The sequence below is a fragment of the Polynucleobacter sp. MWH-Berg-3C6 genome (genome assembly GCF_018881855.1).
GTDB lineage: Bacteria > Pseudomonadota > Gammaproteobacteria > Burkholderiales > Burkholderiaceae > Polynucleobacter.
The window spans coordinates 56,643-76,849 of record NZ_JACVPN010000004.1 but is presented as its reverse complement, the minus strand read 5'-3'; the positions used below and the strand labels follow the sequence as shown (position 1 = coordinate 76,849).

The 20,207-nt window shown below is 46.8% G+C and carries 17 protein-coding genes, 7 tRNA genes, 3 rRNA genes and 1 pseudogene; 6 read left to right on the top strand and 22 right to left on the bottom strand.

What is annotated here, in order from left to right:
* Positions 1 to 127: 127 nt before the first annotated feature.
* The 16 genes and pseudogenes from rplL to ICN13_RS07805 form a co-directional block, all read right to left on the bottom strand.
* A complete protein-coding gene (gene rplL, locus ICN13_RS07880) occupies positions 128 to 505 on the bottom strand; it encodes a 50S ribosomal protein L7/L12 (protein WP_216139832.1) in 378 nt (125 codons plus the stop codon).
* Between the two features lie 156 nt (positions 506 to 661).
* Positions 662 to 1,180 (bottom strand): annotated as a pseudogene (rplJ, locus tag ICN13_RS07875) (50S ribosomal protein L10); the annotation flags it as partial.
* A 237-nt stretch (positions 1,181 to 1,417) separates the two neighbouring features.
* The gene (gene rplA, locus ICN13_RS07870) at positions 1,418 to 2,119 is read right to left on the bottom strand and encodes a 50S ribosomal protein L1 (protein WP_215296095.1); all 702 of its coding nucleotides are present in this window, start codon (positions 2,117 to 2,119) and stop codon (positions 1,418 to 1,420) included.
* Between the two features lie 2 nt (positions 2,120 to 2,121).
* Positions 2,122 to 2,553, bottom strand: coding sequence for a 50S ribosomal protein L11 (gene rplK / locus ICN13_RS07865; protein WP_011901890.1), 432 nt, complete (start codon positions 2,551 to 2,553; stop codon positions 2,122 to 2,124).
* Positions 2,554 to 2,700: 147 nt separating this feature from the next.
* Positions 2,701 to 3,273: a transcription termination/antitermination protein NusG gene (gene nusG / locus ICN13_RS07860; protein WP_068947685.1), complete on the bottom strand. Its 573-nt coding sequence runs from the start codon at positions 3,271 to 3,273 to the stop codon at positions 2,701 to 2,703.
* 7 nt (positions 3,274 to 3,280) lie between these two features.
* Positions 3,281 to 3,658: a preprotein translocase subunit SecE gene (secE, locus tag ICN13_RS07855; RefSeq protein ID WP_216139830.1), complete on the bottom strand. Its 378-nt coding sequence runs from the start codon at positions 3,656 to 3,658 to the stop codon at positions 3,281 to 3,283.
* A gap of 20 nt (positions 3,659 to 3,678) precedes the next feature.
* Positions 3,679 to 3,754 (bottom strand) — tRNA-Trp (locus tag ICN13_RS07850).
* 15 nt (positions 3,755 to 3,769) lie between these two features.
* A complete protein-coding gene (tuf, locus tag ICN13_RS07845; protein ID WP_215296093.1) occupies positions 3,770 to 4,960 on the bottom strand; it encodes an elongation factor Tu in 1,191 nt (396 codons plus the stop codon).
* A 64-nt stretch (positions 4,961 to 5,024) separates the two neighbouring features.
* Positions 5,025 to 5,099 (bottom strand) — tRNA-Thr (locus ICN13_RS07840).
* Between the two features lie 21 nt (positions 5,100 to 5,120).
* Positions 5,121 to 5,194 (bottom strand) — tRNA-Gly (locus tag ICN13_RS07835).
* Between the two features lie 5 nt (positions 5,195 to 5,199).
* A tRNA-Tyr gene (locus ICN13_RS07830) sits at positions 5,200 to 5,284 on the bottom strand.
* Positions 5,285 to 5,389: 105 nt separating this feature from the next.
* Positions 5,390 to 5,503: ribosomal RNA gene (gene rrf / locus ICN13_RS07825) — 5S ribosomal RNA — on the bottom strand.
* 105 nt (positions 5,504 to 5,608) lie between these two features.
* Positions 5,609 to 8,482 (bottom strand): 23S ribosomal RNA (locus ICN13_RS07820).
* Between the two features lie 268 nt (positions 8,483 to 8,750).
* Positions 8,751 to 8,826, bottom strand: a tRNA-Ala gene (locus ICN13_RS07815).
* 30 nt (positions 8,827 to 8,856) lie between these two features.
* Positions 8,857 to 8,933, bottom strand: a tRNA-Ile gene (locus tag ICN13_RS07810).
* A gap of 59 nt (positions 8,934 to 8,992) precedes the next feature.
* A 16S ribosomal RNA gene (locus tag ICN13_RS07805) occupies positions 8,993 to 10,525 on the bottom strand.
* The 16S, 23S and 5S rRNA genes sit together here with 5 tRNA genes alongside, the layout of an rRNA operon.
* A gap of 475 nt (positions 10,526 to 11,000) precedes the next feature.
* Between ICN13_RS07805 and ICN13_RS07800 the strand changes: the two genes are divergently transcribed.
* Positions 11,001 to 11,657, top strand: coding sequence for a GNAT family N-acetyltransferase (locus ICN13_RS07800; protein WP_216139829.1), 657 nt, complete (start codon positions 11,001 to 11,003; stop codon positions 11,655 to 11,657).
* A gap of 9 nt (positions 11,658 to 11,666) precedes the next feature.
* Here the strand turns inward: ICN13_RS07800 and ICN13_RS07795 are convergent, their stop codons facing one another.
* From ICN13_RS07795 to ICN13_RS07785, 3 genes are read right to left on the bottom strand one after another with little or no spacing between them, the layout of a single operon-like run.
* The gene (locus ICN13_RS07795) at positions 11,667 to 12,020 is read right to left on the bottom strand and encodes a c-type cytochrome (protein ID WP_255534093.1); all 354 of its coding nucleotides are present in this window, start codon (positions 12,018 to 12,020) and stop codon (positions 11,667 to 11,669) included.
* A 21-nt stretch (positions 12,021 to 12,041) separates the two neighbouring features.
* Entirely contained in the window at positions 12,042 to 12,692 is a 651-nt protein-coding gene (locus tag ICN13_RS07790; RefSeq protein ID WP_216139828.1) for a BON domain-containing protein, read from the bottom strand.
* Positions 12,693 to 12,727: 35 nt separating this feature from the next.
* Positions 12,728 to 13,330, bottom strand: coding sequence for a phosphoheptose isomerase (locus ICN13_RS07785; RefSeq protein WP_216139827.1), 603 nt, complete (start codon positions 13,328 to 13,330; stop codon positions 12,728 to 12,730).
* An 85-nt stretch (positions 13,331 to 13,415) separates the two neighbouring features.
* On the opposite strand from ICN13_RS07785, the gene rsmI reads away from it, so the two are divergent.
* Entirely contained in the window at positions 13,416 to 14,315 is a 900-nt protein-coding gene (gene rsmI, locus ICN13_RS07780; RefSeq protein ID WP_216139826.1) for a 16S rRNA (cytidine(1402)-2'-O)-methyltransferase, read from the top strand.
* Positions 14,316 to 14,365: 50 nt separating this feature from the next.
* Here rsmI and ICN13_RS07775 read toward each other — a convergent pair whose 3' ends face one another.
* The gene (locus ICN13_RS07775) at positions 14,366 to 14,596 is read right to left on the bottom strand and encodes a hypothetical protein (RefSeq protein WP_255534092.1); all 231 of its coding nucleotides are present in this window, start codon (positions 14,594 to 14,596) and stop codon (positions 14,366 to 14,368) included.
* Positions 14,597 to 14,697: 101 nt separating this feature from the next.
* Here ICN13_RS07775 and ICN13_RS07770 point away from each other — a divergent pair.
* The 4 genes from ICN13_RS07770 to gcvH all read left to right on the top strand — a co-directional run bounded on the left by ICN13_RS07770 (position 14,698) and on the right by gcvH (position 16,686).
* Positions 14,698 to 14,773, top strand: a tRNA-Arg gene (locus tag ICN13_RS07770).
* Between the two features lie 82 nt (positions 14,774 to 14,855).
* Positions 14,856 to 15,998 carry a fatty acid desaturase gene (locus ICN13_RS07765; protein ID WP_370622974.1) on the top strand — a complete coding sequence of 381 codons (1,143 nt, stop codon included), beginning with the start codon at positions 14,856 to 14,858 and terminating at the stop codon, positions 15,996 to 15,998.
* A gap of 42 nt (positions 15,999 to 16,040) precedes the next feature.
* On the top strand, positions 16,041 to 16,226 hold the full coding sequence (locus ICN13_RS07760; protein ID WP_129560400.1) for a hypothetical protein: 186 nt from the start codon (positions 16,041 to 16,043) through the stop codon (positions 16,224 to 16,226).
* 67 nt (positions 16,227 to 16,293) lie between these two features.
* Positions 16,294 to 16,686: a glycine cleavage system protein GcvH gene (gcvH, locus tag ICN13_RS07755; RefSeq protein ID WP_216139825.1), complete on the top strand. Its 393-nt coding sequence runs from the start codon at positions 16,294 to 16,296 to the stop codon at positions 16,684 to 16,686.
* 7 nt (positions 16,687 to 16,693) lie between these two features.
* On the opposite strand, the gene priA is transcribed toward gcvH, so the two are convergent.
* A complete protein-coding gene (priA, locus tag ICN13_RS07750) occupies positions 16,694 to 18,826 on the bottom strand; it encodes a primosomal protein N' (protein ID WP_216139824.1) in 2,133 nt (710 codons plus the stop codon).
* Between the two features lie 267 nt (positions 18,827 to 19,093).
* A complete protein-coding gene (hemE, locus tag ICN13_RS07745; RefSeq protein ID WP_216139823.1) occupies positions 19,094 to 20,203 on the bottom strand; it encodes a uroporphyrinogen decarboxylase in 1,110 nt (369 codons plus the stop codon).
* Positions 20,204 to 20,207: the final 4 nt, after the last annotated feature.

The following is a 20,207-nucleotide window of genomic DNA, read 5'->3' as shown; positions in this document are numbered from 1 at the left end:
CTTGCATTCTGCAGTCGTATCAGAAGGCAAACCCGATTTCAATCAGAAATGAAATCGGGTTTGACCACTAATGGTCAAACCCAACATAGCTAACGCCCCTTTTTGAGAAGCGCTAGCGGAGTTTGTATTACTTGAGTTCTGCTTTAGCGCCAGCTTCTTCAAGCTTCTTCTTGGCTTCTTCAGCAGTTTTCTTGTCAACGCCTTCTTTGATTGGCTTCGGTGCACCGTCAACCAAATCCTTAGCTTCTTTCAAGCCAAGACCAGTAATTTCGCGAACTGCCTTAATTACTGAAACCTTGTTTGCGCCAGCTTCGAGCAAGTTAACAGTGAATTCTGTTTGCTCTTCGCCACCACCTGCAGCAGCGCCGCCGCCTGCAGGACCAGCAACAGCCATCGCTGCAGCTGAAACACCAAACTTCTCTTCGAACGCTTTAACCAAGTCGTTCAAATCCATAACGGACATACTGCCTACTGCATCAATGATTTCTTCTTTAGTAATCGCCATTTTTAGCTCCTAATACTTAAATAGTTAATCTGTCGCTTATTCAGCGGCAGGGGTTTCGTTTGCTTCTGTTCCAGCTTCTGGGGCTGCGGCTGCAGGCTCAGCGGCTGCTTCAGGAGCTGCGGCTTCAGCAACGACTGCTGCTGGGGCTGCTGCTTCTGCTACAGGTGCTGCTACCGGAGCGGGTGCTCCAGCTGCCTTTTGTGCTGCTACTGCGCCCAATACGCGAGCCATCGCAGATACAGGTGCCAACATCACACCCAACAACTGAGATAACAACTCGTCGCGGCTTGGAATTGTTGCGAGGGCTTTTACACCTGCAACGTCTAACAATTTGCCGTTATATAAGCCAGCTTTAATGACTAGCAAATCTTGAGTCTTAGCAAAACCCTGCAATACTTTTGCCGAAGCAATCGGATCAGCAGAGATGCCGTAAATCAAGGGGCCAACCATCGAATCAGCAAGAGGCTCAAACTGTGTGCCTTGTGCAGCACGGCGTGCCAATGTGTTCTTCAAAACGCGAAGATATACACCTTGGTCACGTGCGCTAGCACGTAGCTTTGTCAACTGCTCTACTGGAATACCACGGTATTCAGCGAGCACGACGGTTTGGGCTCCAGCCAATTGAGCGCCGACATCAGCAACAATCGCTTTTTTGTCTTGTACATTCAAAGGCACGGTTTAACTCCATAAAAACCAACTGTTTCCAGTTGGGGTTACACACCAGCGTCTGATCATTTGTTCACAAAGACTCTTGTGAAAATCTTTTCAGGGTCGCCATCTGCGCTGGCTATTACTTTCGTAACGATTAAGAATTAACTCTTTAAAAGCAACTAACTCACCAACGGTCTTTGATGTTCGACTCCCACTCAAAGAGCAAGAGTCGACCCAAAGTTCTTTTTTGTTACAAGCTACTTATTGCGCTGCCTGTAACGATGCTTGGTCTACACGTACGCCTGCACCCATGGTGCTGCTTACGGCAACCTTCTTTAAATAAATACCCTTAGATGCAGGTGGCTTTGCTTTATTCAAAGCCTCGAGCAATGCGAGCAAGTTTGATTTCAATGCAGTTGGCTCGAACGAACGACGGCCAATGCTTGCGTGCACGATGCCAGCTTTATCCACACGGAATTGCACTTGACCAGCTTTTGCATTCTTAACTGCAGTAGCTACATCGGGAGTAACAGTTCCAACTTTTGGATTCGGCATCAAACCACGTGGGCCCAATACTTGACCTAAAGTACCAACAATTTTCATTGTGTCTGGGGATGCGATCAAAACGTCAAAATCAATTTTGCCGCCTTTAATTTGTTCAGCAAGCTCTTCCATGCCAACGATTTCTGCACCAGCAGCCTTAGCTTGTTCAGCCTTCTCGCCTTGTGCAAAAACAGCAACACGAACGTGCTTGCCGGTACCAGCTGGGAGCACTACTGCGCCACGCACAACTTGGTCGGATTTCTTAGCATCAATACCCAACTGAACAGCAACGTCGATAGACTCATCAAACTTAGCAGTTGCGCACTCTTTAACGAGGCTCAATGCATCTTCCAATGAATAGAACTTGTTGCGATCAACCTTAGATTGAATTGCTTTAACGCGTTTAGATAATTTAGTCATGATTAGAGACCTTCCACAGTGATGCCCATGGAACGGGCGCTACCAGCGATTGTTCTAACAGCTGCGTCCATATCGGCTGCTGTCAAATCTGGCATTTTTGCTTTAGCGATTTCTTCCGCCTGGGCACGTGTAATTTTTCCTACCTTATCGGTATGAGGACGTGGTGATCCTTTTTCGATCTTCGCGGCCTTCTTAATCATGATGGTTGCTGGAGGAGTCTTCATGATGAATGTGAAGCTCTTATCAGCGAACGCTGTAATCACGACTGGAATTGGTAGGCCAGGTTCCATGCTCTGAGTTTGAGCATTAAACGCCTTACAAAATTCCATAATGTTAAGACCGCGCTGACCCAATGCTGGACCAACGGGTGGTGATGGATTTGCTTTGCCTGCAGGGATCTGCAGTTTGATAAAGCCAATAATCTTCTTTGCCATGTGTGCTCCTTAAAGCGCGCCTAACCTCATTAGGAAAGACCGCCGTTGAGTAAACGCTTCGCTAGTTTTTGGCTTTCTAGCTCCGCTCCTCGGTTATTGCTAACCACTTAAACTACTGCACTGCAAAACAGGACTAAGTCCTTGTTTTTACATCTTTTCTACCTGGCCGAACTCCAGCTCAACTGGGGTACCGCGGCCAAATATTGTAACAGAAACGCGTAATCTTGACTTCTCATAGTTCACTTCCTCAACGTTTCCGTTGAAGTCTGTAAACGGACCTTCTTTAACGCGGACCATCTCACCCACCTCAAATAGGGTCTTAGGCTTAGGTTTATCAACCCCAGCCTGCATTTGATCCATGATTTTGGTAACTTCTGCTGTAGAAATCGGGCTTGGGCGGTTACGAACGCCACCGACGAAACCAGTCACTTTTGGGGTGTTTTTCACCAAATGCCAGCTCTCATCGGTCATTTCCATCTCAATCAGGACATATCCTGGGAAGAAACGACGCTCAGTAACAGACTTAGCGCCAGACTTGATTTCCACCACTTCTTCGGAGGGAACCAGAATGCGGCCAAATTTTTCAGGCATTCCAGAGCGTGCAATACGCTCCTCAAGGCCTTTTTTGACGCTCTTTTCCATGCCGGAATAGGCGTGAATAACGTACCAGCGCATATTGCCAGTGGCTTGTGGATTTGCGGCTACTTCAGAATCAATCATTTTTTACTCACTTCCAGCCTAAAAAGGCTGAAAAAACTAGCCATTCAATCAATTTGTCTGCAATCCATAAAAACAAGGACATGATCAGAACAAAGCCAAATACGACTAGAGTCATTTGGGTAGTCTCTTTGCGAGTCGGCCAAACAACCTTTTTTACTTCATACCAAGAATCTTTCGAATAGGCGATAAAGCGACGCCCATCCGGTGAAATCGCCACAATTAAAACTGCAGCAGCAATGCCGCCAAACAAAACACCCAAGCGAACCCATAAAGATTGGTCGATGAGCGTGTAGTAAAGAACTAGCGCAGCAACGACGATTAAAGCAGCGAGTCCTGAGACCCAGCTGCTCTTTTCTTCAGATTGACTTACAGTTTGTTGAGACATATTACTTTCAGTTCAAATCGTGGCAGGGGCGGAGGGCATCGAACCCCCAACCTTTGGTTTTGGAGACCAACGCTCTGCCAATTGAGCTACACCCCTTTATTAAAAAACTACTTAAGCCAAAATCTTTGCAACCACGCCGGCGCCAACAGTGCGGCCACCTTCACGGATCGCAAAACGTAAACCTTCTTCCATCGCGATTGGAGCGATGAGTTTTACGGTAATCGTGACGTTATCACCAGGCATGACCATTTCTTTGTCTTTTGGCAACTCGATTGAACCAGTTACGTCCGTAGTACGGAAGTAAAACTGTGGACGATAGTTGTTAAAGAATGGAGTATGACGACCACCTTCATCTTTACCCAAGATGTAAACCTCGGCTGTAAAGTGAGTATGTGGGGTGATTGAACCTGGCTTAGCCAATACTTGGCCGCGCTCAACTTCTTCACGTTTTGTACCGCGTAACAAGATACCAACGTTATCGCCTGCTTGACCTTGGTCGAGCAATTTGCGGAACATTTCAACACCAGTACAAGTAGTTTTGAGAGTTGGTTTGATACCAACGATTTCAATCTCTTCACCAACCTTAACGATACCGCGCTCGATACGGCCTGTTACAACAGTACCGCGACCAGAGATCGAGAACACGTCTTCTACTGGCATCAAGAACGCACCATCAATTGCACGCTCTGGAGTTGGGATGTAAGTATCTAAAGCTTCAGCCAATTTCATGATGGCTTCTTTACCTAATGGGCCTTCGTCGCCTTCAAGAGCTAACTTAGCAGAACCTTGGATGATTGGTGTGTCATCGCCTGGGAAGTCGTATTTAGATAGAAGCTCACGAACTTCCATTTCAACGAGTTCTAACAATTCAGCGTCATCAACCATGTCGCACTTGTTTAAGAACACCACGATGTAAGGAACACCAACTTGGCGTGCCAAGAGGATGTGCTCACGAGTTTGTGGCATTGGGCCGTCAGCTGCAGAGCAAACCAAAATAGCGCCGTCCATCTGAGCAGCACCAGTAATCATGTTCTTAACGTAGTCAGCATGTCCTGGGCAATCTACGTGAGCGTAGTGACGATTTGCTGTCTCATACTCAACGTGCGCTGTATTAATCGTAATACCGCGGGCTTTTTCTTCAGGAGCAGCATCGATCTGATCGTATGCTTTTGCTTCGCCACCGAATGCTTTTGAGAGCACGGTTGCAATTGCTGCTGTCAATGTAGTTTTACCGTGGTCAACGTGACCGATGGTGCCTACGTTTACGTGCGGTTTTGTCCGCTCGAATTTTTCTTTTGCCATTTTTATCTGCCTTTAGTTAACTCTTAAACCAAACACGAAATACACAATTAATAAAACGAAACCTTGGTGCCCATGGGCAGGATCGAACTGCCGACCTCTCCCTTACCAAGGGAGTGCTCTACCACTGAGCCACATGGGCCAATCTTTTTGCTACAAATTCTGGAGCGGGATAAGAGAATCGAACTCTTGACCGAAGATTGGAAATCTGCTGTTTTACCATTAAACTAATCCCGCACATCTGGTGGAGGGGGTAGGATTCGAACCTACGTAGGCGTAGCCAACAGATTTACAGTCTGCCTCCTTTAGCCGCTCGGACACCCCTCCGCGAACCCAATATTCTGACTCCAAACGGAGTTTCTGTCAATCTCTCTAAGCGCTTTGCACAAGTAAAAACGCCCAGACCTAAAAGGGTCTGGGCGTCGCATTGGTGCCCGGCAGTTACCTACTTTCACACGGGTAATCCGCACTATCATCGGCGTAGAATCGTTTCACTGTCCTGTTCGGGATGGGAAGGAGTGGTTCCAATTCGCTATGGTCACCGGGCGTAGAGGGTCGAGTTGCTGATAAATCAACAACTCTATTTGAGTAAGCATGTAATAAGGATGCAGATTAAATCTGGCAAACATCCAACACAATAGTGCTGGTTATAGGATCAAGCCTAACGGGCAATTAGTATCGGTTAGCTTAATGCATTACTGCACTTCCACACCCGACCTATCAACGTTGTGGTCTTCAACGACCCTTTATGTAGGTTAAACCTACGGGAGATCTCATCTTCAGGCAAGTTTCCCGCTTAGATGCTTTCAGCGGTTATCTCTTCCATTCATAGCTACCCTGCGATGCTTCTGGCGAAACAACAGGTACACCAGCGGAATGTCCACTCCGGTCCTCTCGTACTAGGAGCAGCCCCCGTCAAATCTCCAACGCCCATGGCAGATAGGGACCAAACTGTCTCACGACGTTTTAAACCCAGCTCACGTACCTCTTTAAATGGCGAACAGCCATACCCTTGGGACCGGCTACAGCCCCAGGATGAGATGAGCCGACATCGAGGTGCCAAACACCGCCGTCGATATGAACTCTTGGGCGGTATCAGCCTGTTATCCCCAGAGTACCTTTTATCCGTTGAGCGATGGCCCTTCCATACAGAACCACCGGATCACTATGACCTGCTTTCGCACCTGCTCGACTTGTCGGTCTCGCAGTTAAGCACGCTTTTGCCATTGCACTTTAGGTACGATGTCCGACCGTACCAAGCGTACCTTCGTACTCCTCCGTTACACTTTGGGAGGAGACCGCCCCAGTCAAACTGCCTACCATGCACTGTTCCCGACCCGGATAACGGGCCAAGGTTAGAACCTCAAATAAATCAGGGTGGTATTTCAAGGTTGGCTCCAACAGAACTAGCATCCTGTTATCAACGCCTCCCACCTATCCTACACAGACCGATTCAAAGTCCAATGCAAAGCTACAGTAAAGGTTCATGGGGTCTTTCCGTCTAGCCACGGGTAGATTGCATCATCACAAACATTTCAACTTCGCTGAGTCTCAGGAGGAGACAGTGTGGCCATCGTTACGCCATTCGTGCAGGTCGGAACTTACCCGACAAGGAATTTCGCTACCTTAGGACCGTTATAGTTACGGCCGCCGTTTACTGGGACTTCAATCAAGAGCTTGCACCCCATCATTTAATCTTCCAGCACCGGGCAGGCGTCACACCCTATACGTCCACTTTCGTGTTTGCAGAGTGCTGTGTTTTTATTAAACAGTCGCAGCCACCTTTTTATTGCAACCCTTTCGTCCTCCCGTTGTTCACGGTCAAACTACAAGGGCGCACCTTATCCCGAAGTTACGGTGCAAATTTGCCGAGTTCCTTCTCCTGAGTTCTCTCAAGCGCCTTAGAATACTCATCTCGCCCACCTGTGTCGGTTTGCGGTACGGTCTTGTTAGACTGAAGCTTAGAGGCTTTTCTTGGAACCACTTCCAATTGCTTCGCGAATAAATTCGCTCGTCTCACGCCCTTGAATTACGCTACCGGATTTACCTAATAGCCATCTCCAACGCAAGAACCGGGACATCCAACACCCGGACAACTTTCCGCGATCCGTCCCCCCATCGCATCTAACAATGGTCAAGGAATATTAACCTTGTTCCCATCAGCTACGCATCTCTGCCTCGCCTTAGGGGCCGACTCACCCTGTTCCGATGAACGTTGAACAGGAAACCTTGGGCTTACGGCGAGGGGGCTTTTCACCCCCTTTATCGCTACTCATGTCAGCATTCGCACTTCTGATACCTCCAGCATCCTTTACAAGACACCTTCACAGGCTTACAGAACGCTCTCCTACCATCACATTGCTGTGATCCGCAGCTTCGGTTATATGCTTAGCCCCGTTACATCTTCCGCGCAGGACGACTCGATCAGTGAGCTATTACGCTTTCTTTAAAGGATGGCTGCTTCTAAGCCAACCTCCTGACTGTTTTAGCCTTCCCACTTCGTTTCCCACTTAGCATATATTAGGGACCTTAGCTGGCGGTCTGGGTTGTTTCCCTCTTGACACCGGACGTTAGCACCCGATGTCTGTCTCCCGTGCTTGCACTTGTAGGTATTCGGAGTTTGCTATGGCGCAGTAATCCGCAATGGACCCCACTACCATGACAGTGCTCTACCCCCTACAGTGATACACGAGGCACTACCTAAATAGTTTTCGGAGAGAACCAGCTATTTCCAGTTTTGTTTAGCCTTTCACCCCTATCCACAGCTCATCCCCTAACTTTTCAACGTTAGTGGGTTCGGTCCTCCAGTACGTGTTACCGCACCTTCAACCTGGCCATGGATAGATCAACTGGTTTCGGGTCTACACCCAGCAACTAGCGCCCTATTCGGACTCGCTTTCGCTACGCCTTCCCTATTCGGTTAAGCTTGCTACTGAATGTAAGTCGCTGACCCATTATACAAAAGGTACGCAGTCACCCCTTACGAGGCTCCTACTGTTTGTATGCACACAATTTCAGGATCTATTTCACTCCCCTCCCGGGGTTCTTTTCGCCTTTCCCTCACGGTACTTGTTCACTATCGGTCGATTACGAGTATTTAGCCTTGGAGGATGGTCCCCCCATATTCAGACAGGATTTCTCGTGTCCCGCCCTACTTGTCTCTAGCCTAGTACCACTCAATAATTTTCACATACGGGACTATCACCCTTTATTGTTGGACTTTCCATTCCATTCTGTTAATTACTGAGATATCACTAGAAGGCTCTTCCCATTTCGCTCGCCACTACTTTGGGAATCTCGGTTGATGTCTTTTCCTCTTGCTACTTAGATGTTTCAGTTCACAAGGTTCGCTTCTCATACCCTATGTATTCAGGTATGGATACCACAAAAGTGGTGGGTTTCCCCATTCAGAAATCCCCGGATCAAAGCTTATTTACCAGCTCCCCGGGGCTTATCGCAGGTTATAACGTCTTTCGTCGCCTGTAATCGCCAAGGCATCCATCATGTGCACTTATTCACTTGATCCTATAACGAGCACCATTGCTAGTAACCGTTACAGGTTTTACTTCTACTTCTGACATGTTTGCCGTAATCCAAACTGTAAGTACTTTGTTAAGAACTTGGTAAAACTCGTTTGTATTACTGATTGATGATTCAATCTTTACCCTTATTACATTGTCAAATGTCCTCTCAAAGAAACATTTGACACTTTGCTTACTCAAATTTTTAAAGAACAGCCATAAATGGCAAAACTAAACGATTAAATGTTCGCTTAGTTTTGACATTTAGATGTTGGTGGAGGATGACGGGATCGAACCGACGACCCCCTGCTTGCAAAGCAGGTGCTCTCCCAGCTGAGCTAATCCCCCAACGTCCACTAAGTCCATATCAACGCTGATTGGTGGGTCTGGTAGGACTTGAACCTACGACCCCTGCGTTATCAACACAGTGCTCTAACCAGCTGAGCTACAGACCCGTGGCTTTTATTGTCAACCGATAAGTGTGGGCACTATAGCTCCAGCATCTTTTCTCTAGAAAGGAGGTGATCCAGCCGCACCTTCCGATACGGCTACCTTGTTACGACTTTACCCCAGTCATGAACCCTGCCGTGGCAGTCGCCCTCCTTGCGGTTAGGCTAACGGCTTCTGGCAAAACCCACTCCCATGGTATGACGGGCGGTGTGTACAAGACCCGGGAACGTATTCACCGCGACATTCTGATCCGCGATTACTAGCGATTCCAGCTTCACGTAGTCGAGTTGCAGACTACGATCCGGACTACGATGCATTTTCTGAGATTAGCTCCCCCTCGCGGGTTGGCAACCCTCTGTATGCACCATTGTATGACGTGTGAAGCCCTACCCATAAGGGCCATGAGGACTTGACGTCATCCCCACCTTCCTCCGGTTTGTCACCGGCAGTCTCTTTAGAGTGCTCTTGCGTAGCAACTAAAGACAAGGGTTGCGCTCGTTGCGGGACTTAACCCAACATCTCACGACACGAGCTGACGACAGCCATGCAGCACCTGTGTTCACTTTCTCTTACGAGCACCTAATGTATCTCTACTTCGTTAGTGACATGTCAAGGGTAGGTAAGGTTTTTCGCGTTGCATCGAATTAATCCACATCATCCACCGCTTGTGCGGGTCCCCGTCAATTCCTTTGAGTTTTAATCTTGCGACCGTACTCCCCAGGCGGCTGACTTCACGCGTTAGCTACGTTACTCAGGATGTAAATCCCGAACAACTAGTCAGCATCGTTTAGGGCGTGGACTACCAGGGTATCTAATCCTGTTTGCTCCCCACGCTTTCGTGCATGAGCGTCAGTGTTATCCCAGGGGGCTGCCTTCGCCATTGGTATTCCTCCACATATCTACGCATTTCACTGCTACACGTGGAATTCTACCCCCCTCTGACACACTCTAGCTATACAGTCACAGGCGCCATTCCCAGGTTAAGCCCGGGGATTTCACGCCTGTCTTGTATAACCGCCTGCGCACGCTTTACGCCCAGTAATTCCGATTAACGCTCGCACCCTACGTATTACCGCGGCTGCTGGCACGTAGTTAGCCGGTGCTTATTCTTCAGGTACCGTCATTCCCGGACTGTGTTAGAGCCGGTGTTTCTTCCCTGACAAAAGAGCTTTACAACCCGAAGGCCTTCTTCACTCACGCGGCATTGCTGGATCAGGGTTGCCCCCATTGTCCAAAATTCCCCACTGCTGCCTCCCGTAGGAGTCTGGGCCGTGTCTCAGTCCCAGTGTGGCTGATCGTCCTCTCAGACCAGCTACTGATCGTCGCCTTGGTGGGCTTTTACCCCACCAACAAGCTAATCAGGCATCGGCCGCTCTAATCGCGCGAGGTCTTTCGATCCCCCGCTTTCCCCCTCAGGGCGTATGCGGTATTAGCACAGCTTTCGCTGCGTTATCCCCCACGATAAGGTACGTTCCGATGTATTACTCACCCGTTCGCCACTCGCCACCAGGTGCAAGCACCCGTGCTGCCGTTCGACTTGCATGTGTAAGGCATGCCGCCAGCGTTCAATCTGAGCCAGGATCAAACTCTTCAGTTCAATTCCTGTGATCCTTGCGGATCGTCGCACTCATTCAAGAAATTGACTTGGTAATAAAACCAAATCTTTTTACTGTCTATGAGTACTATTTGTTTACATCTGTCCCGAAGGACTGGATGCTTTCGCCTAGTACCCACAATTATCGGTTGACTAATTTTTAAAGAGGGCTAAATCGTTTTTCAAAAACATTCAGCGAAGAAGCGAGACTATGACATACCCGAATAGGGTTGTCAACACCTTTCGCAGTCTTTTTCCTAAAAAAGCCTTCTTTTTTTCCTACTTTAAAAATAACTCCAATTAAATCAATGGGATAAATTTTTAAAAAAATTTCAGCTTCTTTTCAAAAAATGAATTTTTTATTGCAATTTTTAGGACTGGGTCCAAAGCAAAACGCCTTTTTGATACTTTTTTGCGCATTAGCCACACATTAGGGAAAACCCTGAAATTTTCTGATTTTTCTGCTAAAATTGTTGCTATGCACAATAAATTAGCAAGTAAACACTTACCCAGCAAGCCTTATTCGGCAGGGCAAGTCGTGCCTGTTCGAGAGCTCCATGCTGGGCATAGAGCAGAGATACTTCAACACTTATTGAAGCTGAATGATGAGGATCGGCGACTACGTTTTGGCACTCAAACCCCGAATGAGGTGATTGAGCACTACGTAGAGCATCTTGATTTCAATAAAGATACGATTTTCGGCATCTTTGACTTGAATTTAAACCTAGTCGGGATGGCTCACTTGGCTTATTTGCCAGAAATCAAGGGCCAGGCTCGCGCTGCTGAATTTGGTGTCTCTGTATTGCCAGAGGGTCACTCTCAAGGCTTTGGCACGGCGCTATTACATCGCTCTGCGGTTCATTCACGTAATACTCGCATTGAAACCTTATATGTTCACTGCTTATCGAACAACAAGGCAATGATGCATTTGGCCCAAAAGGCCGGCATGAGCGTGGAATATGCTTATGGCGATGCAGATGCTTACCTTAAATTACCGCCAGCAAGTCCTGCAACGATTGTTGAAGAAGCAGCTAATGAGCAGTGGGCTGATATGGATTACGTTTTAAAAGAAAACCTGAAGCGATCCAATCAAGCTTGGTGGTGGTTCTTGGGCAGGCCCGGACTCACGCCTTAATTTGCAGTTTTAATTTTTATTTGGCGCGCCGCGCAAGACCCAGCTCGTCAAGAGTGTTAAATCTACGTCACTTAATTTTGCATTAGCAGGCATAGGCACAACGCCCCATGAGCCTGCTCCACCTTTAGCAATTTTATTTTTTAAGAATGCTTGCGCATTTGGGTCTGCTTGATATTTTTGCGCAACCGCTTCAAAGCTGGGCCCAACAATTTTTTTATTCACTGCATGACAACCTAAGCATGCATTTTGTTTTGCAATTCCAAATGCTTTTTGGTCTTCACTACTTGCTTGCACAGATTGAAAATGCAGAGCAAGCAATGCAAATGAAAAAAATATTTTTATGAATTTATGCAACACGTGCATCGACAGCTTTTTATATTCTGATTACTGATATTTTGGCGGGCTATCTGGCTGTGATTGTTCGGCCTTACCTTGCTTTTCTAGGCGCGCTTTTTCAGCATCAGAAATAATGTCGAAATAAACATAAACATCTTTCACGCCGTTTGTATTGCTAGCAATTTTTTTAGCCAAATCAGCTTCGCCTTGCGTCAAGATACCCATCAAGTAAACGCTGCTACCTTCTGCAACAATTGCCATTGAATTTGATGGCAGTTTCTCTGTAAAAACCATTTGTGTTTTGATCTTAGACTCTAAATAAGAGTCATTGGCGCGGGCCGTGTAGCTGCTGTTAGGGCCAATGATCAGCTCGTTAAACACGGAGCGGGCATTCTTCATTGCCTTCACGTATGCCCCTGCCTCACCCTTGATATCGGCATCCTTTACTTCGCCAGTTAAGAGCACCTTCTGATTAAAGGAAGTGACATTAATGTGCGCCTTATCCCCAAACTTTTTATCGAGAGCATTGTTTGCTTCCAGCTCAATTCCTTTATCAATTGCTTGCACGCCCGGACTGCGTCGATCAGCCAATACAGTTGCGGTTGCGGTGACGCCTCCAACAGCAACAACTGCGCAAGATGAGAGCTGGGTTACCGTCATTGCTGCAACAATAATTTTAATCAAAGAGGATGTTCGCATTGGTATGTTTTCTGGAATAGATTGAATTGAAAGACTTAGTCGTACAAAACGTGATCGACACCATCGCATAGGCCATGCAACAGAACCAAATGTGTTTCTTGAATACGCGCAGTGCGAGTAGAAGGAACGCATAAATGAATGTCATCTTTGTCGAGCAAGCTCGCAATCTTGCCGCCACCATTGCCAGTAAAAGCAATAATTTTGATGCCCATCTTTTTTGCTGCTTCAATTGCTTTCACAACATTCTTAGAGTTGCCAGATGTTGAAATTCCCAGAAGAATGTCGCCTTTTTTTCCAAGTCCACGCACTTGTTTGCTAAAGATATCGTCATAGCTGTAATCATTTCCAACAGCGGTCAGAATGGATGAGTCTGTTGTTAAGGCGATAGCTGCCAACTCTTCACGCTCTCGCTCAAATCGGCCAATCAGTTCAGCAGCAAAGTGCTGAGCATCGGCAGCAGAACCACCATTCCCACAAGCCATCACTTTGCCACCAGATTTCAAACAATCTACCATTGCCAACACGCCGCGAGCAACAGCTTCAGGCAAGACCTTTTCGGCCTCTTGCTTTACTGCAATGCTGTCTAAAAAATGTTGTGATGCTCGCTTACGCAAGGCTTCAAGAGTGTTTTTATCCATGTCAATATTATGCGCCAAACTGGGGTTAATTTCTAAAGCAACGTATGCTCTTACTTATGACTAATCTTACGCAGAAGATGCCCCCATGGAAATAGGCTCATTTGATTTTTTAAACCAACAGGATTTGCCTGCCGGAGCCCTCTATATGGTTGCCACACCAATCGGCAATATGGGGGATATCACTTTGCGAGCATTACATGTATTAAACGCAGTGGATGGCATTGCCTGTGAAGATACAAGACATAGTGCAGCGTTGTTACAGCAATTTGGCATTCATAAAAAATGTCTGGCACTTCATGAACACAATGAAGTTGGAGGCGCGCAAACTGTTATTCAAAGTCTTGCGAGCGGTGAGCGCTGGGCATACATTTCGGATGCAGGAACCCCGGGAGTTTCAGATCCTGGCGCAAGATTAGTAAATGAAGTACAAAGGGCTGGCTATCGAGTGCTCCCCATTCCCGGGGCTAGCGCGGTATCTTGCGCAATCTCCGCATCCGGCTCTGTCATGCTGAATGCGGATGGGCGTTTTCAGTTCCTAGGTTTCTGGCCCAATAAAACTAAAGAGCGAGATGCGCTGCTGCATGACATTTGCAGCAGTAAAAAAACGAGTATCTTTTTTGAGTCTCCGCATCACATTCGCGAAACACTGCTTTTACTTTCAAATGCTTTAGAGCCAAAGCGCCAAGTATTTATTTGCCGTGAATTAACTAAAAAGTTTGAGCAGCTTGTTTCCATAAAGGCAAACGAAATCGCATCATGGCTAGAAAATGCAGAGAGCTTAAAGGGTGAATTTGTTGTTCTAGTAGCAGGGCGGCAGGCTAGCTCTGATGAGGCTCCAGGGCAAGAATCGCTCTTGCTATGGGCAAACGCTCTTAGCCCCTATCTTGGCAGCAAAGAAATCGCCGCAGTTCTGTCTCAAGCATTGGGCATTACAAAAAAAGAGGCCTATCAAGTTGCCCTTGATGCAAAAGAGCAAGGCAACTAAAAAAAATAAAAGCTCGCATATAGCGAGCTTTTATTGGGTGCCAAAAATCGTTACTTAGCAGCAGGTGCTTTAGGATCCGCTGGCGCGCTGGAGTCTTGAAAATTGAGCTGTGCAACCGGCTTAATCAATTGCTCACTAGTCGTGGAAGAGTCACCGCGCTTGCCATTATTTACAAACACCATTAACAACAAAATGATGATCAGGGGTACAAAAAAGCTTGCAAACACCGTGATGATGAGTTGTTTTGGGGACTTGATCAGATTTCCGTGCTCGTTGCTCATAGGAATTTATTATTTGTGGGTTTTAAGGTTGTTTTGCGGTGATTATAACTAGAGAGTAGGGCTATAGGCACTTACAATGGCGAGGTATCTAGTTTTTCCTAGCGCCCGTAGCTCAGTGGATAGAGTATTGGCCTCCGAAGCCAAGGGTCGCAGGTTCGATTCCTGCCGGGCGCGCCAAAATAGAAGGGGTTTTTGACTTACATCATGCATAGAAAAGCAAAAACCACTATCATTTGAGTCTAACTTATTGATTCTTATCGTGTCTACACATCTAAATTCAGCCCTTTCAGAGCCATCCCTAACTAATCCGCTGCCCCCAGAGGCCCCATTACCGCACCGCAAGATTATTCGGAGCTGGCTAATTCCAATGGCGCAAGGCGAAATAGGTCGTGCAATCATGCTGCTCTTTATTGACGCAGCCCTATGGCTTGGCTGCATTGCTGGCACGATATTTGTTGAAAACATTCTCCTCAAAGTGATTTTCGGTTTAGTTGCTGGATTTGTAACTGGTCGCATTTTTATTTTGGGTCATGATGCTTGTCATCAAAGCTTTACCCCAAATCGCGAACTCAACAAAGTATTGGGGCGTATTGCATTCTTGCCATCACTCACACCATATAGCTTGTGGGATGTTGGTCACAACGTGGTGCACCACGGTCAAACAAATTTAAAAGGTTTTGATTTTGTTTGGGCGCCCCTATCTAAATCTGAGTATGACGCGCTATCCCCAGGGCGTAAGGCTCTAGAGCGCCTTTATCGCAGTGGCTGGGGTCCAGTTTTTTATTATTTGATTGAGATTTGGTGGAGACGCGAGTACTTCCCAAATGCTAAAAATAAGCCGGGCGATCGCCCAATTTTCTTAAAAGATAATTTGCTGGTTACTGGTTTCGCAATCATTTGGCTTGCTTGTTTAATTGCAGGTGCAATTGCTACTGGTCAGTCTATTTGGGTTGGGCTCATTACTGGTTTCGCAGTTCCATTCTTATTCTGGAACGGCATGATTGGTTTTGTAGTGTACGTTCACCATACCCATCCTTCTGTCTCTTGGTATGACAAAAAGTCTGAGTGGCTACGTGCCCAGCCGTTTGTTTCAACCACGGTTCACCTCACATTCAATTGGATTTGGGGCTCTTTAATGCACCACATCATGGAGCACACAGCCCATCACGTGGACATGAGCGTGCCCCTATATCGCCTCCAAGAGGCCCAAAATACCCTGGAAACCATCCTTCCAGAGCGTATTTTTGTGCAAAAGTTCTCTTGGGACTGGTATTTCGATACCGCCCGCAAGTGCAAGCTTTATGACTTTGAGAACAAGGCTTGGCTAGACTTTGATGGCAATAAAACGGCGGATTCTGTCAGAGTTGTCTTAAGCCCAGCCCCAGTGGGACAAAACGGGTAAAATAGACCTTCTGTATAAAGAATTGCCTGACCCGGATTGCCCATGACTACCTCAACTCCAGCTGCTACCCAAGATACTTCCCAGAGCCTCAAGTTTTGCTCTTCTTGCAGTCGCGAAAAACGACTTGAGGGCGGCACATGGATTCCGACAAGCAATCGCAAACAACGCTGGATTTGCGCAAGCTGCCTATACAACCGTACACACCGTACTGGTTCAGCTAAAACTTAATACGTACTGATGGCCAAGGCCATCACACACATGGGGATTGAAATCTGCCCCCAATGAAACGCTGACAATGAACACCCAAGATACATTCAAATTTGCCGAGACTCATGAGTGGGCTGATCTGGAGACCGACGACTTGGTATGGGTTGGAATTAGTAACCATGCACAAGAGGCTTTGGGTGACGTCATGTTTTTTCAGGCGCCCAAACTTGGTCAACAAGTAAAGCAGGGCGAAGCAATTGCCGTGATTGAATCGGTTAAAGCGGCAAGCGACATCCACGCACCAGTGAGTGGCGAGATTATTGCCCTGAATGAAGAAGTAGATGCCTCTCCTGAAATAGTGAATGAAAATCCTTATGGGGTTTGGTTATTCAAAATCAAACCAACTTCTCAAAGCGATCTCGCATCTGAGCTTGATCAATTAATGGATCTGGATAAATACAGCACTACTGCTGGCGCCTAAGCAAACATTAGATCGCGATTGGGTCGCGTTCAATTAGCCAGCGAACACGTGTTGTTTTGCTAATGCGTCCTTGAGAGTTGGCACGTAATTCTCGATCAACCGCCTCCAAAACTTCCTGCAGCTGCTTTCGACTATCTGCCTCAATCACGAGTTGCGCGCGCTCTGTACCGGCTACCCGCATAACCGGCTTGGGAACAGGATCATACACTCGCAGCCCTGCAGATGTATGACCTTGTAACTTGAGTCGCCCCTTAAGAGCACTTAAGAATTGAATTGCCTTATCCAAATTTTTTGCTTCAGCATGCACTAAAGCCTGATGTGAAAATGGTGGAAGTCCAGCCTCTTGTCTCTCATTGGTAGTGTGAGATAAAAATCCATCTACATCATGTCGCAGCAAATACTGAAATACAGCTGCCTCAGGATATTGCGTCTCGATATAAATATCGCCACTGACTTGACCCTCTTTGCCGGCGCGTCCCGCACGACCGGCCACTTGCACCAATTGCGCAAAAAGTCTTTCTGCAGCCCTAAAGTCTTGAGAAAACAATCTTCCATCGGCATCCAATACGCCCACAAGCCCAATGTTTTGATAGTCATGGCCTTTGGCGATCATTTGCGTGCCGACAACGATATCCACCTTGCCTTGATGAATCTCTTGAAATAGCTCTTCTGTTCCCTTGCTACCTCTACTTGCATCGGTGTCGACTCGCAGCACTCTAGCCGCAGGCCACATTTCCTCAATTGCATCTTCAATCTTTTGCGTGCCTTGTCCCAGTGTTTTTAGATCGGCATTGCCACAATCCGGGCAATGACTTGGAATAGGCTTTGCCAGACCACAATGATGACAACTTAGAACGGATTTTTTTGTCAGCGCGCCCGCTTTGTGCACCACCATATACGAGCTGCACTGCTGACATTTAGAAAGCCACGTGCAAGCGTTACAGCTTAATACCGGGGCATATCCCCTGCGGTTAATTAAAACTAAGCTTTGTTTTTTATCTTCTAAATTTTTACTAATTGCATTCGCTAATGTCTTAGTAATCGGGCTTTTATCTTTGGGCTTACCGGCGTCACCAGGGCTATATTGATTCTGGGGGTCGCGAGTATTGATGAGGTGCACTCTAGGCAAGCCTGCGCCTTGTGCTCTCTGGTCCAAGCGAATGTGCTCATAACGCCCAGCTTTCGCTGCCGTCCATGTTTCTAAAGAGGGTGTAGCAGATGACAGCAAGATTGGTAGCCTCACATCATGCGCCCGCCAAATGGCAAGATCTCGCGCTGAGTACCGAATGCCATCTTGTTGCTTATAAGACGGGTCGTGCTCCTCGTCCACAACAATTGCGCGCAAATTTGGGAGCGGCGTCAGCGCTGCCAATCTGGTGCCAAGAATAATTTGTGCTTTACCGGTCATTGCCTTGTACCAAGCAATGCCTCTTTCTTTCTCTGTTACCCCACTGTGAAGCACTACCATTTTCTTTTCTGGAAAATAGGCTCGAACTCTTCGCTCGAGCTGTGGAGTTAAATTAATTTCAGGAACAAGTAGCAACACCTGTGCACTTCCATCGTTTAGGACTTCTCTGATCCAATTTAAAAAGACTGCTGTCTTTCCGCTACCGGTTTGGCCTTGAAGCAACATTGCTTTAAATTCGTTTTTATTGCTGCTGCTATGGCGGATTTTTTCTAATGCCTGCCTTTGTTCTCGGTTTAACTCCGCCTCACTAATAAATCCTTCGCTTTTCTCTTCCAGGCTTTTTTTCTTTTTCTTCTCTTCTGTAGCAATGAGTTTTTTGGGGATTTTTTCCCAATTCTCAGACTTTTTCCACATCTGTGGAATCGTTGGAATAATGGTTTCTCCAAGCGCATGAATGTAATACTGGCTTGCAAAATTAATCAGCCTCAGAGCTGCTGGATCAAAAGCCGGTAAGGGGGCTAACTTTGTCACCGACTTGAGTTTGTCAATTTCAAAATCGGAGTGTGTGCTTACTTTTATTACAATACCAACCAAACTTGAGCGCCCAAAAGGTACCTCTACTACGTGTCCTGTTTGTGGGGCCTCCCCCAACCTTTCCGAATCCCACAAGTAATCAAAGCCCTGCGCCAAGGGCTTATCAACAACTACCTGAACTACGATGGGTAGGGCCATTATTTACTTCAATCTTTCGTTTTGCCTGTGGATAAGTCTGTGGATATCATCCAATGATTTTGATTTACAAGCCAATTTACCAGCTATCTAGATATGCACTGTTTTTGAGCTTTTTATTAAAAGTCTATAAAAATCAATGTCTTGGGATAAACTCTAGAAGTTAATGTTTATCTTTATACGGAATCTTCATGAATTTTGAAATTTGCACCAATCTGTGCATAACTTTTATCAAAATTTCAATCCTAAGTTAGCGGCTACTCGGGATTATTACTTGGATCTAAGAGCTCTGGAACGCTGAATTACGGTTTCTGACAAAGCAGTTACGTGTTCAGGTGGCGTAAATTGGGAAATTCCGTGACCCAGGTTGAAGATGTGCCCATCTAAAGGATGTAGGCCTGGTTTAAGCGCTGGGGCACCCGCCAAATCCTCTAAGAGTAGGTTGGCCTGCTCTGCAATCTGTTTTGGCTCAGAGAACAGAATTAGAGGGTCTAAGTTACCTTGTAATGCCAAAGGCTTATTTAATGCGAGCAGTTGCTTGCGGGCACGACTCAGTGAGATCGTCCAATCAATTGCAATGACATCGGCACCGGCATGTGCCATATCGTTTAACCAAATTGCGCCGCCCTTAGTAAACATGATGATCGGAATTTTTCTACCTTCATGTTCACGCGGCAATAAGGAAATCACTTTTTGCATTGATGCCAATGACATCTTTTGATACCAACCATCCGGCAACATTCCGCCCCAAGTATCAAAAATCATCAACGCTTGTGCGCCGGCTTTTGCTTGTTCAGTTAAATAGGCAGCAACTGATTGAGCGTTGATATCTAGGATGTGCTGCAACAAATCAGGGCGGCTAAACATCATGGTTTTGGCATGACGAAAATCATCAGAGCCAGAACCGTCAATCATGTAGCAGGCCAATGTCCATGGGCTTCCAGAGAAGCCAATCAAAGGCACGCGCTGCTTACCATCTTGAATAAGTGCTTTACGAATTTCAGAAACAGCATCAAATACATACTTCAATTCGCCCATATCGGCGACGCGTAGTTTTTTAACTGCCTCTTCCGTGCGAAGTGGGTGATCAAAGCTTGGGCCTTCACCACCAGTAAATTTGAGACCCAATCCCATTGCATCTGGAATGGTCAAAATATCAGAAAACAAAATGGCTGCATCCAGTGGATAACGATCCAATGGCTGAAGGGTTACTTCGGTAGCGTATGCAGGATTTTTTGCGAGCCCAAGAAAGCTTCCTGCTTTAGCACGGGTCGCATTGTATTCAGGGAGATAGCGGCCAGCCTGACGCATGAGCCAAAGCGGAGTTTGATCAACCGCTTCGCCCAAGCAGGCCTTTAAGAAACGATCATTTAGCAGCAAAGCG

Bases quoted from the DNA above. Each gene is read 5' to 3' on its own strand.
- priA (WP_216139824.1), bottom strand. From the start codon at position 18,826: ATGGCCCTACCCATCGTAGTTCAGGTAGTTGTTGATAAGCCCTTGGCG.
- secE (WP_216139830.1), bottom strand. From the start codon at position 3,658: ATGTCTCAACAAACTGTAAGTCAATCTGAAGAAAAGAGCAGCTGGGTC.
- rplK (WP_011901890.1), bottom strand. From the start codon at position 2,553: ATGGCAAAGAAGATTATTGGCTTTATCAAACTGCAGATCCCTGCAGGC.
- gcvH (WP_216139825.1), top strand. From the start codon at position 16,294: ATGAACACCCAAGATACATTCAAATTTGCCGAGACTCATGAGTGGGCT.
- ICN13_RS07800 (WP_216139829.1), top strand. From the start codon at position 11,001: ATGCACAATAAATTAGCAAGTAAACACTTACCCAGCAAGCCTTATTCG.
- rplA (WP_215296095.1), bottom strand. From the start codon at position 2,119: ATGACTAAATTATCTAAACGCGTTAAAGCAATTCAATCTAAGGTTGAT.
- nusG (WP_068947685.1), bottom strand. From the start codon at position 3,273: ATGATTGATTCTGAAGTAGCCGCAAATCCACAAGCCACTGGCAATATG.
- ICN13_RS07760 (WP_129560400.1), top strand. From the start codon at position 16,041: ATGACTACCTCAACTCCAGCTGCTACCCAAGATACTTCCCAGAGCCTC.
- rsmI (WP_216139826.1), top strand. From the start codon at position 13,416: ATGGAAATAGGCTCATTTGATTTTTTAAACCAACAGGATTTGCCTGCC.
- ICN13_RS07795 (WP_255534093.1), bottom strand. From the start codon at position 12,020: ATGCACGTGTTGCATAAATTCATAAAAATATTTTTTTCATTTGCATTG.
- rplL (WP_216139832.1), bottom strand. From the start codon at position 505: ATGGCGATTACTAAAGAAGAAATCATTGATGCAGTAGGCAGTATGTCC.
- ICN13_RS07775 (WP_255534092.1), bottom strand. From the start codon at position 14,596: ATGAGCAACGAGCACGGAAATCTGATCAAGTCCCCAAAACAACTCATC.
- ICN13_RS07790 (WP_216139828.1), bottom strand. From the start codon at position 12,692: ATGCGAACATCCTCTTTGATTAAAATTATTGTTGCAGCAATGACGGTA.
- tuf (WP_215296093.1), bottom strand. From the start codon at position 4,960: ATGGCAAAAGAAAAATTCGAGCGGACAAAACCGCACGTAAACGTAGGC.
- ICN13_RS07785 (WP_216139827.1), bottom strand. From the start codon at position 13,330: ATGGATAAAAACACTCTTGAAGCCTTGCGTAAGCGAGCATCACAACAT.